We start from the raw sequence: 14,927 nt of genomic DNA, 5'->3' as shown, positions 1-14,927 counted from the left end.
TTGTCAGCTGCCCAGATCCAGCCGTTCAGAATCGTCTCAGGCCTTCAGGTCCGGCGCAAGGCCTTCCTGCGACAAGAGCGTGGCTGCTTCGTCCAGCGCAATGATCTGCTGGCCGTTCGAGCCGAGCCGGCGCAGCGCCAGCGTCCGCTCTTCCGCCTCACGCCCGCCGACGACGGCAATCACCGGTACTTTCTGCAGCGAATGCTCGCGGACCTTGTAGTTGATCTTCTCATTGCGAAGATCCGTCTCCACGCGCAGACCCGCCTTGCGAAGGGCAGCCGCCGCCTCCTCGGCATATTCGTTCGCAGCGTCCGTAATGGCAGCCACGACAACCTGAACCGGCGAGAGCCACATCGGGAAGGCCCCGGCATAGTTCTCGATCAGGATGCCCATGAACCGTTCGAACGTGCCGAACACGGCGCGATGCAGCATGACCGGACGGTGCTTGCCGCCATCGGAGCCTGTATACTCCGCATCGAGACGTTCCGGCAGCACATAGTCCAGCTGGAACGTGCCGCACTGCCACGTCCGCCCGATGGCGTCCGTCAGGTGGAATTCGAGTTTCGGGCCATAGAACGCGCCCTCGCCTTCCGCGATCTCGAATTCGAGACCGGCTTCCGCCAGGGCGTCGGCCAGCGCCTTTTCGGCACGGTCCCAGTTCTCGTCCGTCCCGCCGCGCACGTCCGGTCGCGTGGCCAGCTTGTAGGAAATCTCCGTCAGGCCGAAATCATTGTAGACGCGGGAGAAGAGGTTCAGGAAGCGCAGCGTCTCTTCACCGATCTGGTCTTCCCGGCAGAAGATGTGCGCATCGTCCTGCGTCATCTGGCGCACGCGCATCAGGCCGTGCAGCGCGCCATGGGCCTCGTTCCGGTGACAGCAGCCGAACTCCGCCATGCGGATTGGCAGGTCGCGGTAGGACCGCTGGGCATGCTTGAAGATCTGCACGTGCGCCGGGCAGTTCATCGGCTTCAGTGCCATCAGGCTCGTCTCGGCCGGTATCTTCACCTCGTCTTCATCCGTGTTCGGAATGAAGTCCGGCACCACAAACATGTTCTCGCGGAACTTGTCCCAGTGGCCGGATTTTTCCCAGAACACGGAATCGAGCAGCTGCGGCGTTTTCACTTCCGTGTAGCCGTCCTCATCCTGCCGGCGACGGATATAGGCCTCCAGCTGGCGCCAGATCATGAAACCTTTCGGGTGCCAGAAGACAGAGCCCTGCGCTTCGGGCTGCAGGTGGAACAGGTCCAGCTGCTGGCCAAGCTTCCGGTGGTCGCGCTTCTCGGCTTCTTCCAGACGGTGAAGATGGGCCTTCAGGTCCTTCTCGTTCGCCCAGGCCGTGCCGTACATGCGCTGCAGCATCTCGTTCTTGGAGTCGCCACGCCAATAGGCGCCTGCCAGCTTCATCAGCTTGAACGCCTTCGGCAGCTTGCCCGTCGATGGCAGGTGCGGGCCGCGGCAGAGGTCGAACCAGTCGCCCTGGCGATAGACCGTGATGGCCTCGCCCGGCGGGATGATGTCGTCGATGATCTGGGCCTTGTAGTCCTCGCCGATCTTCTTGAACGTCGCGATCGCTTCGTCCTTGTCCCAGACTTCGCGCACGATCGGGTAATCGGCGTCGATGATCTCGGACATCTTCTTTTCGATCTTCTCGAAATCGTCCGTGGAGAACGGCTCCTCGCGGGCAAAGTCGTAGTAGAAGCCATCATCGATGACCGGGCCGATCGTGACCTGGGAGTCCGGATAGAGTTCCTGCACCGCCTGCGCCAGCACGTGGGCGGCATCGTGGCGGATCAGCTCAAGGCCTTCCGGGTCGCGGTCGGTGATGATGGCGACATTCGCATCGCCTTCGAGGGGGCGGACAAGGTCCCACATCTCGCCGTCCACTTTGGCGGCGAGGGCCTTCTTGGCCAGGGATTTGGAAATGCTCTCGGCTACGTCCAGCGGCGAGGCGCCGTCGGCATATTCTCGCTCTGAGCCGTCGGGCAGCGTTACTTTGATCATCGGTCGTCTTCTTCGATTTCGGTCGCCCGCAGGGGGCGCAAATTCCAAGGGCCCGGAAAGCCTGTTGTAAAAGCCTTATGCGGCGGCTTGCTTAGCGCTTCTTTACCGCTTTTCCCACCCTCAAATCGGGCGGTCTGCAGTCAGGCGGCTTCCGGGAATGGGCCGAGCTCTAAATGGTCCATACATGGTGTTCTTCATGGTGTTCGGGCCAGATCAGACACACTGTTCAGGCCGCACCATTCGTGGCTCGGTTTCAGGGCTTTTGGCGGGTGCATGAAGCGGGCGCGCACGGGTGTGCGGGCCGAAGGCGCGTCAGGCACCCCGGCGGGTTCGTGTGGTCAGCGCGGTGATCAGACGAAAATGCATCGCGGCGATATGTCATGCCTCCGGAGGTTTTTCAACTGGCTTGCAGGCCTGCTTCATGCCCCTGCCCGTCCAGTCGCCATAGCGCCAGGGCTGCCAGACCGGCACTTGCGGTTTCACGTCCGGCGGCGGGTCGCATCCCATCGTGCCGCCCGGGCGGCAGCGCAGGAACCGCGCCAGCGTCATCCAGAAGCCCGGCCACCAGCCAAAGCGGGAGATGCATTCAGCCCCGTACTCACTACAGGTTGGCGTGTGCTGGCACCGTGCGCCGAACGCCCACATCACCTGGCTCGGCCCATGCTTGTAGACCCAGAGCAGCCCGTAGGCGGCCCGGTGGCGCAGACTCTTACTCGGCGGCTGCACGAGCGGCGGCGCGCTTCTGCAGCGCTTCCTCGATGGCGGCTACGGCGGCTTCAAAGGCGAGCATGGTGGAGGTGTGGCGGGGCGGATAGTCGGCCACGGGCTCCAGGTGGCGCAGCTCCCAGAAGCGACCTTCGGGCGGCGGGCCGCCGTCTTTCAGCATGGCTTTGAGAGCGTCACGCGCAGCGATGATCTCGGAGACCGGCGCCCCGACGGCGTGCTCTGCGAGGATCGACGTCGCGGCCTGCCCGAGGGCGCAAGCCTTTGGATCGACAGCGATTTCCGTGACAGTCTCACCCGCTTCGTCCAGCTTCAGATCGACATGCACGATCGAACCGCAGACGCGGGAGACCTTGGTCACAGAGCCTTCGGCATCGCCGAGCCGCCCGACATTCGGGATCTCTGCAGCCAGTTCGAGAATGCGGTTGTGGTAAAGCTCGCTCATCGCCGGCAAGATGGCCCTGCCCTTCCGCCAGTGCAAGGCGGCGAAAGGGCCGGAAGCCTCCCTAGACCCGGCGCCAGGTCGAACCGCCCGCCCCGTCCATGATCTCGATGCCTTCGGCGGCGAGTTCATTGCGGATCCGGTCGGCCTCAGCCCAGTCCTTGGCGGCGCGGGCATCGACCCGCGCCTGAACGCGGGCATCGATCCGGGCGTTTTCGTCATTGTCCCCGCCCTGCTCCCAGTCTTTCGGGGTCAGCGTCAGCAGGCCGAGCAACTTGCCGGCGCCGAGCAGGTTCGCTTTCGCATTTGCCATCGCCGCTTCGTCTTTCTGGTCGGCAGCTGTGTTGGCTTCACCGGCCAGACGGGAAAGCTCGGCGAGCGCTTCCGGCGTGTTGAGGTCGTCCTCCAGCGCGCGCAGCACGCCAGTGTCGCGGGCCTCACCGCCGTCGGCGTCCCATACGCGGCGCAGGGCGCCATAGATACGATCGAGCGTCGCCTTCGCCTGTTTCAGCAGGTCTTCCGTCCAGTCGAGCGGCGCGCGGTAATGCCCGCTCAGCATGGCAAGGCGCAGCACTTCGCCCGGCCAGGCCTTCAGCAGGTCATGCACCAGCACGACATTGCCGAGGGATTTCGACATCTTCTCCCCGCCCATGTCGAGGAAACCATTGTGCAGCCAGTAGTTCGCCATGACTTCGCCGTGCGCGCATTCGGATTGGGCGATCTCGTTCTCGTGGTGGGGGAATTGAAGGTCGATCCCGCCGCCGTGAATGTCGATCGTCTTGCCGAGATGCTTGGCCGCCATGGCGGAGCATTCGATGTGCCAGCCAGGGCGGCCCCTGCCCCACGGGCTGTCCCAGATCGCGGCTTCCGGCTCGCCCGGCTTGGCGAACTTCCAGAGGGCAAAGTCGGCGGGGTCGCGCTTGTCCGCGTCGATTTCGACGCGGGCGCCCGCCTCATTGTCTTCCAGCTTGCGGCCGGACAGCTTGCCATAATCCGGCATCTGCTTGACGGCGAACCAGACGCCTTCATTGCCGACATAGGCATAGCCGCGGCGGACGAGCTTTTCGATCATTTCGATCATCTCGGCAACGTGGTTCGTCGCCCAGGGCTCGATGCTCGGCGGCAGCACGTTCAGCGCGGCCGTGTCGGCATTGTAGATGCCGGCATATTTCTTGGTGATCTCGGCAATCGGCGCACCGGTCTCCAGCGAGGCCTTGATGATCTTGTCCTCGATGTCGGTGATGTTGCGGGCATATACGACGGCGTCCGCACCATAAGTGCGGTTCAAGAGGCGCCGCAGCACATCGAACACGATGGGCGGACGGGCATTGCCGATATGGGCGTAGTTATAGACCGTGGGGCCGCAGACATACATCGTCACGCGTTTGGGGTCCTGCGGCTCGAAAACGCGTTTTTCACGCGCAGCGGTGTCGTAAAGGCGGATGGTCATTTGTGTCTCTGGATCGGGTTTGTTCGGGAAATGCCGGCAGGGTCAGTTTCTGGCAGCCCTAATGGCGCGTTGTGGCCTCAGCGGCAACAACAGCAGCGGCGACAGAAGGGAAAAGCAGGCGCGAACATGGGCCGGGCCTTACCAGTTGACGCAGCGAAACGCAATCGGGACTGATCCGATGACGCGTCGTCACCGTAGAATCCGCTGGAAACCGGGGCTTTGGCCCCTTATGTTCCTCATTATCGCCCTGAGGGTATCAACTCCGGGCGGGCGTTAAGTCCGGGCAGGAGGCAAGAAAGACCTCCAAGGGACGCCCCGGCTCGACCCCCGTCCCTCAGTCGAAGGACTCCACACATGGCAATGGACGCCATCACACCAAAGAATGAAATTGCGCGCGCGGAACCCGTGAAACGCCCATCCCAGGAAGAAGCTGAAGAAGCGGTTCGCACGCTGATCGCGTGGGCTGGCGACGACCCGGCCCGTGAAGGCCTGATCGACACGCCGAAGCGCGTCGTCAATGCCTACAAGGAATGGTTCTCCGGCTATACCGAAGACCCGGTGAAATACCTCTCCCGCACCTTCGAGGATGTGCAGGGCTATGACGACATTGTCATGCTGCGCGACATCGACGTGGAAAGCCATTGCGAGCACCATATGGCACCCTTCCTCGGCAAGGCCTATGTCGCCTACATGCCGACCGAAGCCGTTGTCGGCATCTCCAAGCTGGCCCGCGTGGTGGAGATCTTCTCCAAGCGCCTGCAAACGCAGGAAACCATGACGTCCCAGATCTGCGACGCCATCACCGAAAGCCTCGCCCCGATGGGCACGGCCGTCCTTATCGACGCCGTGCATGAGTGCATGTCCACCCGCGGCGTGCACCACAAGGACGTGTCCACGATCACGACGCAGTTTACCGGTGTCTTCAAATCGGACGCTGACCTGCGCAACCGCTTCCTGCGGATGACCGGCCGCGGCTGATCTCGAGCCTAACCGAACAACGAACCCCGGCCCCGGAAAGGCCGGGGGTATAGTCATCTCCGGCGATAAATTACATTTCGGCTCATTGGATTAGTGGGTTTGCGATGTATGACGCGGGAAATGACCTAAATCAGGCGTTTGCCCCAAGGTCGGCATCAATACTTTCCTGTAACGAATACAGCTGATCCCGTAGTTCCTGATGGTGTCGATCCAGATATTTTGAAACATTGCCGTTATCGAGAAGTCGAGAAATGTACCCGCTTGCAACAACAAGTTTGAGCATGTTGGTTCCATAGTGGTCTTCGACCGACTTGATGTCTCTTCTTAGTTCCTCAACTTCTCTTTCCATCTTGCGCCGGTCGTCGTCAGACACCCCTCGAATCGAACGATTGCCGGTCGGGTCAAGCAACTGGTCTGACTTTGTGGCAACCAGCAATGCTTTGGCGTAAGAACTGGAATAGTTGTTTGTTGCAACCATAAGCTCTGCAACTTCAATCTGCCTTATTGGGGTCATCCTTCTCAGGATTCCCGCAGTATCCATTGCAAACTTGGCGTCCTTGAGAATATCAACGGCCTCTGAACAGATGCCTTTGAGAAGGTCTCTCTTTCTGCGAATGGACTCGATGTTTAGGCCAAGCGCTTTCGCGATCTTTTTCTCTGAGACTCCATTATCGATAGCCCGTAGGACCATGAAATGTTCTTGTACGGTCGAAAGGCGATTTACTCTTTTGTTGTAGGTGTACCCTTCGTCGTCGCTTGATACCAGGCACGTGACTTCCGTTTCTCCAGCGTCCTGTAAAGCTTCGACCCTCATATGGCCGTCCAGGATTAGGTATTTGCCTTTTCCGTTCTTTATTCGGTGCACAACAATCGGCTCTACCAGACCAACTTCCGCAATGGAGCAGCAGATCTGCTCGAATTTCTTCGTGGCTTTAGTAGGTTTGGAGACGAGCTTGGAGGGCACCAAGTCATCCAACTTCAGCATCAGGCACTCATCTTCGAAAGCTCGAACTATCTCAGACTGCATTATCGCCGACCTCATCGTCCAGAAAGTCCACAATCTGTGTAGGCAGGGTTTCTAATCCCTCCGCCCGAAGCAGGGTAACAAAGTGTTCGTCGTGGAATAGCGCGCCTAAAGCACTTTTGACGACAGCAAGGCGTGCGTCGGTCAGGTTGGCTCGCCTAATCAAACTGCGCTGTCGTTCAGTTTCATTTTTGTAGTGCCGCACCATAGCGTGTGCCGTTACAGGCCTACTCGATCCGGATTTTGCCCTCGTTATAGCTTTGCCCCACCTTTCGCGATCTCTCACAAGCTTAATTGCAGCTTTGAGCTTCTTACCCCTCAGCTCCTTTCGTGTGTAAGCCTCGTTTAAAGCCGCTTGCGTTTCATGGCTGCCAGTTCGAGCGATCTCGACGGCAATACTGATCGGAATATCGCCGCGTTCGACGGCTGCGTACAAACGTTGTTCGCCGTCATTGATCAGCTTCAACAGTCCGGACACATAATCCGGACTAAGGCCTGTCTTTGCCGCAATATCAGAAGAGGTGAAGCCTCTGTCAGACAGCACTCCAATTTCGTGCACGGTTTCCAGTGAGGTGGGTGATCGTCGGGCCAAGTTTTCGATCAGGCTTTGAACGTAGCATTCTTCTTCCGAAAGAGAGACAACGATTGCAGGTATTCGAGTTTCACCTAAAGCCTTGAACGCTTCGAGCCTACCTTGACCACATATGAGCACATAAGGCTTGGACTTCGCCTTTCCTGTTGAAAGGCTTACTTTGATTGGACGCTTCAAACCAATTGCCGAGATACTCTCAACAATTTTTCGAAACTTGGCTCGATTTCGGTCGCGTGGATTCAAGACGTAGATGTCTTCTATTTTGATCTCCGTGACCGAGTCGGCAGAGCTTCTCGGCATCATGCAACCTCTGCAATCGGCGTGCGATCCGACATTCTCAGCAAGGGTTCGATCGATTCAAATCTATAGACGTCCAATGCCAGCTCATTGTGTAGCGCAAGACGTACGGACGATGATTGAAAATCAAGACGGGGAAGCAAATAGTAGTCCAGAGCCGCCTCATTTTCTTGATCCATTCGTACACCAATAGTGACATCAGGGCGGAGCTTGGAGTCGAAACGAACCTTCCATCTGGATGAGCCCGCATTCGTGAACAGGTGCCGGGCGATACAAATCGACACTGAGAATTCAGAGTTTATCGTCAGCAGTTGCGTGGCAGGGTCAGACTCAACCGTTGCCCCTAATAGCTCTATCGCACGAACGATACTCGCAACCGTTTCAGCGTGATAGGACCGCAATGTGCGATTGATCTCAATATAGCGATAGTCCCGGTCAGGTTCGAAGCCAATTAGCGAATACGCTCGGATAAGACTACCAAATCTGTGTGAATACGCGCTGCTGGATGGTGTGTTTGGGGCTTCGTCGATAATTATTCCCGAAATGTATCCATATTGATCGTACAGGGATTTTAGGCGGTCCAGCATCTCCTGTTCGGAAAACCGCCGGGCCCTTTCTCGAATGATGCCCTTCGCAGTATGGAACAGTTCAGCTGAAACGATCGGTTCAAAAGCATTTTCTGCACGGATCCACATATCCGGTGTGTTCTTCACACGTCGTTGCTTTAGTTTGAAGGAGGTTCTGTTGAATAGGTTGTTCCCGATGTATTTTTCGTTTGTCAGGATCTGATGAATTGTTCCCCTGGACCAATCGCGATCAAGGTCAGTTTTGATATTCTCAGCGTTCAGCGAAGCAGCAATTTCGGCTTCGCTCATGCCTTGCTCTACGAACATGTCATAGATGCGTTTTACCGTCTGAGTTTCTTCCTTGGGGCCTGGTACTAGTATGACCCGGTCCGTCTGTAGGCTCTTTTGTTGTCCTCGAGTGAGAACACCCTTTTCCGTGCCTTGCTCATCGACAAGCATTCGTCTTAGGCCGTATCCGGCAGAGCCTCCCTGTCGAAAGCCCTTCTCAATCAGGCGGCATTGCCCAGCAAATACTTTTGACGACAACTCCCGGCTATATTCACCGGCCATTGCTCTCTTTACGCCTTTGACAATTGTCGAAACTGGACTGCCATCATTATCAAATTGCTCAGCGCAATAATGAACGGATATACCCGCCTTCTTGCATATATATTCATAGTAGGCAGCTTCGTCGGCGTCCTGAAAGCGCCCCCAGCGGCTAACGTCAAAAACCAGAATTGCTTTAAAGCCAACGTTCTGGGTTGTGACATCAACGATCAACTTCTTTAAGCCGCTTCTCCCATCAATGCTTAGACCACTTTTTCCAGCATCGGCGTAGTTCTGAACAATTTCCATATTGTGTTTATCAGCATACCTCTTAATTGCGGCTTGTTGGTTCTCAATCGAGTAACGCTGATGCTCCGTCGACATGCGAGAATACTGCGCAACTGGCAGCTTATTGTCCTTAGGGGCACCTAATCCGGACAATTCCTGGCGCGTACGCGGTTGGTCCCGATCGCTCATCGCACTTCTCGAACGCCGACAGCAAACTAAACAGAGTTCCTACATATAGTAGGAAATCCGCTCGGAGTCTAATGCCTTTGATTCATTGCCATCCTCATCAAATCTTACTTTTGTAGAATCGTACCTTCAGGGCGCGGGGCTCTTGTATTGACGCTGGCTAATCGAATTAAAGAGTTCCGCAATGCGCGCGGAATGACTTTGAACGAAGTTGCAGAGGCTGTTGGTGCGAGCAACCAGCAAATAAGCCACTTAGAAAATGGGCGTCGAAGACTATCAATCCCATGGTTGCAGAAGTTGTCCGAAGTGTTTGAATGTGATCCGTTGGACTTAATCAGTTCGGATCTCCGCACCAAAAATATCCAAGAAAAGCAATTGCTTGAAGCTTATCGACAACTTGAGCCGATTGATCAGCAGAAGTTGCTTGAGGACGCCAAGGATGCTGCGTCCAACCACCTAAGATCTAAGAAGCAATAACCACCAACGGGGCGACAAGCTTTTCCATTTCTTAGTCGAAGTCATTCGTAGCTGTCTTCGCAACCGGCGAAGAGACGCACTCTTTATCGACGGCTTCCATTCAGAAATCTGGCAACCAACTCTTTATAGTTGTTTTCAACTATAATGCTAACTTGGTTCCAGAAAGCGGATGGAAGCCATGAAAAAAAGCCGTCGAAAAGAGGACGCCGGTTCTCGAGCACCAACAAGTGTCGACGAGCAAGTTGGCCGGAATATTAGAATCCTACGAAATGAGCGTGGCCTTACCATCGCCGAACTTGGGGCCAGTATTGGCGTCAGTCAGCAACAGGTCCAAAAGTACGAAGTCGGTCAAAGCCGCGTTAGCGCATCCAAGATTGTGGAAATTGTTGATGCGTTAGGCGTTACCGTAGACGACCTCTTCAACGATACGCAGCGATTAAAGAGAAAGAAAAACGGCGCAGTTGAAGCCGCACGCGAGGAGTGTCGCTCCTGGATCAATCGAACTCGCTCGCGCAAAAAGTTGATGCAAATGGCGCGCGTACTCAAAGCTATGTCCAATAGCTAGCAGCTTTCACTGAAGCGAAGTACGAAGGTTCAAAATTTCGCAACTGCTTTTCTCTCAGGATCAATCTCGCCAAAATCCCCAACCTTATTCGCTTCCTTCCCGATCAATACGACTTCGGCTGCGCAGATATAGCGACGCGCTGTCAGTCCGGTATCCCACGGTCCGCCATTCTCGAATTTGTCTTCAGAACTCAGATGATAAAGTCGCAATACTTCAGCATAGGTTTTCAGCAACTCAAGCGGAACCGGCTCTCCGGTCTCACGATCAAACGTACAAGCGGCAGCTTTGGCAGGATCACGCTCGAACGGCGCAACCGGCTTCGGACGTAAATACGTCTGCGGTCTGCCGCGAGGACTATTGCTCATCAGTTCCGCCTCCGGCTCCAGGTCGGATGCTCCCTTCGCGACAGGCGCGACCATAAACCCAAACGGCTTGATCTGTTCGGAGAATGGCTTGCCCTCATTGAAAGCCTTCACCCATCTCAAGAGGGCAGGACTCGTCGCCCCGTATCGCATCAGGGCCGGCTTTGAGAGCGCTGAGTGATAGTCGAGCCCAACCTGATTGGGTTGCCCACTACGTGCTGCTTTTATTATGTGAAACCAGAGATCATACTGCCAGCGTTTGACCCCGACCTTGGGAAGGTCACATATGGGGGGCGGTACATTTGGAGCTGGATCATCTTCGCCGTAAGGCTCCATCAAATGCCCCAAGCCATGTGCGGAAGCTTTGCGGATGATTGGGGTTCCATCCGCATCGATGTTGAACAGTGCATAGCGCTTCGCTGATATGGCCCAGCAATACAGACGGACATGTTCTTTGGTGTCCGGTGCGTAGTTCACGTCTTCGATCTGCAAGATCGAACCCGGCTTCTCATAGGGATTGAGAGGCACAAACCAATCAATCACATTCTGAACACAGGCTTCAAACACATCCCGGTCCATCGCATTGGGGCGGGCAATCGCAAGACTATCCGTATCGCAGAACGCCCATCCAAGACCTTGCCGCTCAGCCACGGCCTCTGCGCAGGCCAACATCAATCGTGCACCGCTTGTTATCATGGTCGCCAGGAGGGGATGAAAGTACCGCCCCGGCTCTTCAAGGGCTTTTGACTGACACGCAGTTTCCTGACCATCCATCCCAACGATCGTGAGTGGCTCCGGCTTCGGCGCATCATCACGGATGATTTCCGCATAGACACCATAGCCGGTGGAGTTCGCGAGGATCTTCAGATGTTTCTCAATTGGGTCTTTGGCCGCTTTGGCTTTGTCGCGCATGTTGATGATCGCTGAAAACAAATCGCTGGCGTTCGGATCCAGCAGGCAGTCTTCCCGCCCCATCAGATTGACGGGCTGCAATCCAACTTGCTTAGGACCGGGGCGGAACCCGATCGCGCGACGAATGCGAGGGATTTTACCCGTAAGGATTTTCGAGGCCGCCAAATCAGCGAGTGCGTACCAACACGAAAACTCAGCCTTCATGTAGTTGAGCCCAATTGTGTATGGCTTGCTGGGACCGGCATAGGGTGCCCGCACCGGCAGCAGGTCCCCATCCGGTACGATTTCGACAATGACATGCAGGTTTCGCCAGGTTGCCTTGTTCTGGAGAACTTCCAGGCAAAGCTCTTTCAAAAAGGCATTTGCCTCATCAGTCGCGTCGTAGGTTTCGAACCCATCTGCCACCAGGAATTCATGCAATCCCTGAAGGGCATTCACAGTTGGGTACATGGATTTGAAGTCGGTATGGATGACCCCCACCGCCTGCCGTCGAATGCGGACCTCCGCACGTCCGCCAAAATATGTGGGCAGCAAATGCCCGAAAGCGGAGACGTCTACTTTTTCCCAGCCACCCGCCAGAAGAGGCTCAATGCCCATCTTCTCAAGTAGTGCTTTACCAAGGCTAGCTTCGCTGAGAATCCGGCTGATGGGCGTGGTGAGTTCGAATTCCGCATAACGTTCAGCCAGAACTTCAAAGCATTCCCAAGTCGTCTGCACGTCTGCGCGCAGGTAATCGAGATACTCGAACGTAATTGGGCCGCCATGCTCTGAAGTTTCGAGCTTCTGGGTCGGAACGTTCAGCTTCTCTGCCAGAGTCTTCAGAGAATAGCGTCCCGTCAGCATCGCGCTTGCCAGAGTTTTCACATCGACAAAGGAACCGCGATTGACGGGCACTTTCTGATCGCGATTGCGCATACCCCGTCCGGTGTATTGTTTGCCGGGAGCCGCCCAATCAATCAAAGAGGCCGAAGAGCTAAGATGCTTCACACGTATGTGCGGATCGCTTTTCCATGGTGTGAGGGGAAAGCTGAAGCCGCCGCGCATGTTGCCTCGAGCAATGACTTTGTCGAGAGCAATCCGGGAGATATCGAACGGTAGGTTAAATCCTACCAAAGTACCGTGCGCCTCATAACAAAGGGTCAGCAAAACTTTGGTACGAAACTCGGCAACTGTACAAACATCAAGTCCGTTCGCGAAAGCATATTCTCGAACCGTATTGATGTCGGAGGTCGGCAGGTCATCCGCATAGAACAAGAGTTCGCGAACGAGATGGTTTGCCTTACGCACTTGGGCGCAACCGACCCGCAATTTCTGAGCGGGGCACAAAGTTGTTTCCGTGTCGAACACAACATGGAACTCGGATACCAGATTATCGGAGCCACCCGCCCTCTTCTGGGCGAGGGGCTTTCCGTTCGGCTTCGTAAAAACACGCACGGCGATCGGGGCTCGGAATGGAGACCGTTTCATTGTTCGCCCTCCGACTGTGCCGGAATGGTTTCAACTCGCTGCAAAAGGGACGCGCCGAAGTGTTTGAGGGTACGTGCGATGATCTCGAGCCACTCACCCAGTGCAAGGACATAGCGCCCGGCTTGTTCAAGCTCCCGATCTTCTGCTTGAGGAGTAAATCCAAGACCGACTTCGGCTTCAGTGATCTCGCGATGACAATTGCGACACAGCGCACCTCCATCTCCAACACCAAATTTGCGGGGTATGACATGAGCGTATTCAAGCGCAGCAGGACATGTGTTGTATCCGCATCTTAAGCAAATCGGATTGCGACTTTTCAGGCGTCGGAAGTGCGCTTCTTTGCGCAGCTCCTTGGGGTTTATGATATCGTCCATAAGATGTTCCTTTCCTGTTATGGTTCAACGATCTGGTAGATTTCGTGGAATGCGGGCTCATCTTTGAGCGCGAACCGGATCAGCACGTTGGGATCGGTCTCAAGCAGCCAGGATTTGCCGTTGATGTCTGTGACGGTCTCACCCTCGAACTCTTCAAGATAAGTAAGGTCGTGCGTGTCCAGGAACCGGCGAACCCGGTTGCGATAAACTCCGACGCGGCTTGCGTCTGCAAAAGTCGGAACGATGATTGCCTTTGACTTTGCGTCGACAATGATCTGTACGCGGCGTGGACGGGCGTCGGTCACAATCCAACGCCGCCCCTCTTTGATTCCGAGCTTCTTCGCGACCAGTGCACGCTTTAGCCTGTCCGGAGAAACATGAGCTGACTTCGCCGCTGCCGTAAGCGACGTTCCGGCGTACATCGCCTGAAGCGCTTGCGAGATCTTTTCTTCGTTTATAGGGCGAAGAGCGGCCGGCTTGATCGGCACTTCACCCTGTCGGGGGTGCCCGCGAGCCTGCGACCTGGACAGACCACGGGCCTTTCCGCGCGCAATGCGGCGGGCGTATTCGGCCTTGTAGTCTCTCTTCTTGGCCATTGGCCGGCCTCCAGTTCAAACAACTGAAGACCGGCATGACTCCTAAGACGGGGACTCTTCATCCAATTCGGATAGGAGACAGAAAGCCAATCGCAGCGAGGCCTTGGTCTGCGACTTGCATCCAATTTGCGTAGGATTTGTAAACTGGGTTTCGCTGTGAATAAGGCCGAGCTTCTGGACGAACTGGCTGTGAAAGCAGCCGAGCATGGCGTTGAGCCGCCAAGCGAGGCCAAGCTTGAAAGCTGGGTGAGCAAAAAACTTGTGACCGGCGCTAAGCCCAAAGGTCAGAAGCGTGCGGTGGCACCTGATTGGTCTTATTCAGACGACAGCGTCGAACGCTGCCTCGCTTTAGTGGCCATGGAGGCGAGAGGATTTAAGCGCACAAATCAATTGCGATTGGGTCTGGCTGCTGAAGGCTTCGATATTGATCCTACGCAATTAAGAGAGAGTCTGGAAGTTGAGGCAGTTCGGTCCATCAAGCGCATGCGTCGTGACGGTCTTCGAAACTATGTGCCGAGTGACCACCCAGAAGAATTCGCGAACTTATCGACTGCGCAAAGACGACTGACATCCAAAGTTGATCCGTTACTGAATGAGACCGGGTTTGTGTTGCCCCAAGACCTGATGTTTGCGGCGATCAATTCTGCAATCGGTGGAACTAGCGAAAATCCACTACAGACGACTGAATATCAAACAGATGTCGAACGTCATTTGAATAAGGTCATTCCAGGCGGATTGCCGTTTGATCCTACGCAACTGCCTCTACACATTATCCCGAATTTGATGGCGGGCATGCTTGGCATCGAGGATGAAACAGATCTGGCGTTGGCCAATCGCGTTCGGAATGCGACCGATGCCCAACTGCTTGGCGCCGTCGAAATGTTTCGCGAGCTGAAACAGGTGATCGAAATTTTGGGGGCGTTTGCTCAAGCTTTCCCAGAGCCAACTCCAACTATCCTGATGAGCGCATTTGCCGATCCGAATTGGCTGCCGCTGATGCTGAGTTTGTTGATTACAATTGCCGATCCAACGTCGAATTCTGATGAGATTTCTGCTATAAACTAGCAGCAGAAATCGGGAA

Annotated in this window: 14 protein-coding genes; 4 read left to right on the top strand and 10 right to left on the bottom strand. The window is 55.8% G+C overall.

Going from position 1 to position 14,927, the window contains the following annotated elements; translation table 11 throughout:
- Positions 1–36 precede the first annotated feature (36 nt).
- The 4 genes from thrS to cysS form a co-directional block, all read right to left on the bottom strand.
- The gene (gene thrS / locus HY17_RS01105) at positions 37–2,001 is read right to left on the bottom strand and encodes a threonine--tRNA ligase (protein WP_034761301.1); all 1,965 of its coding nucleotides are present in this window, start codon (positions 1,999–2,001) and stop codon (positions 37–39) included.
- Between the two features lie 378 nt (positions 2,002–2,379).
- Positions 2,380–2,727 carry a membrane protein insertion efficiency factor YidD gene (gene yidD / locus HY17_RS01100; protein WP_034761299.1) on the bottom strand — a complete coding sequence of 116 codons (348 nt, stop codon included), beginning with the start codon at positions 2,725–2,727 and terminating at the stop codon, positions 2,380–2,382.
- A complete protein-coding gene (locus HY17_RS01095; RefSeq protein ID WP_034761297.1) occupies positions 2,711–3,169 on the bottom strand; it encodes an iron-sulfur cluster assembly scaffold protein in 459 nt (152 codons plus the stop codon). Before HY17_RS01095 ends, yidD begins: the two co-directional genes overlap by 17 nt.
- A 61-nt stretch (positions 3,170–3,230) precedes the next feature.
- On the bottom strand, positions 3,231–4,616 hold the full coding sequence (gene cysS, locus HY17_RS01090; RefSeq protein WP_034761294.1) for a cysteine--tRNA ligase: 1,386 nt from the start codon (positions 4,614–4,616) through the stop codon (positions 3,231–3,233).
- 360 nt (positions 4,617–4,976) lie between these two features.
- On the opposite strand from cysS, the gene folE reads away from it, so the two are divergent.
- Positions 4,977–5,594, top strand: a complete 618-nt coding sequence (gene folE / locus HY17_RS01085; protein ID WP_034762298.1) for a GTP cyclohydrolase I FolE — start codon at positions 4,977–4,979, stop codon at positions 5,592–5,594.
- A gap of 130 nt (positions 5,595–5,724) precedes the next feature.
- Here folE and HY17_RS01080 read toward each other — a convergent pair whose 3' ends face one another.
- The 3 genes from HY17_RS01080 to HY17_RS01070 are packed head-to-tail and all read right to left on the bottom strand — an operon-like array spanning position 5,725 to position 9,096.
- Entirely contained in the window at positions 5,725–6,579 is an 855-nt protein-coding gene (locus HY17_RS01080) for a plasmid partitioning protein RepB C-terminal domain-containing protein (protein ID WP_197020206.1), read from the bottom strand.
- A 31-nt stretch (positions 6,580–6,610) separates the two neighbouring features.
- Complete coding sequence (locus HY17_RS01075) at positions 6,611–7,513, bottom strand: plasmid partitioning protein RepB C-terminal domain-containing protein (RefSeq protein WP_051599499.1); 903 nt, start codon at positions 7,511–7,513, stop codon at positions 6,611–6,613.
- Positions 7,510–9,096, bottom strand: a complete 1,587-nt coding sequence (locus tag HY17_RS01070; protein ID WP_255342719.1) for a recombinase family protein — start codon at positions 9,094–9,096, stop codon at positions 7,510–7,512. Before HY17_RS01070 ends, HY17_RS01075 begins: the two co-directional genes overlap by 4 nt.
- A gap of 147 nt (positions 9,097–9,243) precedes the next feature.
- On the opposite strand from HY17_RS01070, the gene HY17_RS19085 reads away from it, so the two are divergent.
- Positions 9,244–9,570, top strand: a complete 327-nt coding sequence (locus HY17_RS19085) for a helix-turn-helix domain-containing protein (RefSeq protein ID WP_139068742.1) — start codon at positions 9,244–9,246, stop codon at positions 9,568–9,570.
- Between the two features lie 178 nt (positions 9,571–9,748).
- Positions 9,749–10,135 carry a helix-turn-helix domain-containing protein gene (locus HY17_RS19080; RefSeq protein ID WP_065382694.1) on the top strand — a complete coding sequence of 129 codons (387 nt, stop codon included), beginning with the start codon at positions 9,749–9,751 and terminating at the stop codon, positions 10,133–10,135.
- Positions 10,136–10,164: 29 nt separating this feature from the next.
- On the opposite strand, the gene HY17_RS01055 is transcribed toward HY17_RS19080, so the two are convergent.
- The 3 genes from HY17_RS01055 to HY17_RS01045 are packed head-to-tail and all read right to left on the bottom strand — an operon-like array spanning position 10,165 to position 13,846.
- On the bottom strand, positions 10,165–12,876 hold the full coding sequence (locus HY17_RS01055; protein ID WP_034761288.1) for a hypothetical protein: 2,712 nt from the start codon (positions 12,874–12,876) through the stop codon (positions 10,165–10,167).
- Positions 12,873–13,250 (bottom strand): HNH endonuclease signature motif containing protein, encoded by a 378-nt coding sequence (locus tag HY17_RS20110; RefSeq protein ID WP_139068743.1) that lies wholly within the window; start codon positions 13,248–13,250, stop codon positions 12,873–12,875. The genes HY17_RS01055 and HY17_RS20110 overlap by 4 nt, the downstream gene beginning before the upstream one ends.
- A gap of 17 nt (positions 13,251–13,267) precedes the next feature.
- The gene (locus tag HY17_RS01045; RefSeq protein ID WP_034761280.1) at positions 13,268–13,846 is read right to left on the bottom strand and encodes a hypothetical protein; all 579 of its coding nucleotides are present in this window, start codon (positions 13,844–13,846) and stop codon (positions 13,268–13,270) included.
- A gap of 156 nt (positions 13,847–14,002) precedes the next feature.
- Between HY17_RS01045 and HY17_RS01040 the strand changes: the two genes are divergently transcribed.
- Complete coding sequence (locus HY17_RS01040) at positions 14,003–14,911, top strand: hypothetical protein (RefSeq protein ID WP_065382695.1); 909 nt, start codon at positions 14,003–14,005, stop codon at positions 14,909–14,911.
- Positions 14,912–14,927 lie beyond the last annotated feature (16 nt).

This window comes from Hyphomonas sp. CY54-11-8 (assembly GCF_000682735.1).
Taxonomy (GTDB): Bacteria; Pseudomonadota; Alphaproteobacteria; order Caulobacterales; family Hyphomonadaceae; genus Hyphomonas.
The sequence above is the reverse complement of the archived record's forward strand: the minus strand, read 5'-3'. Positions and strand labels throughout refer to the sequence as shown.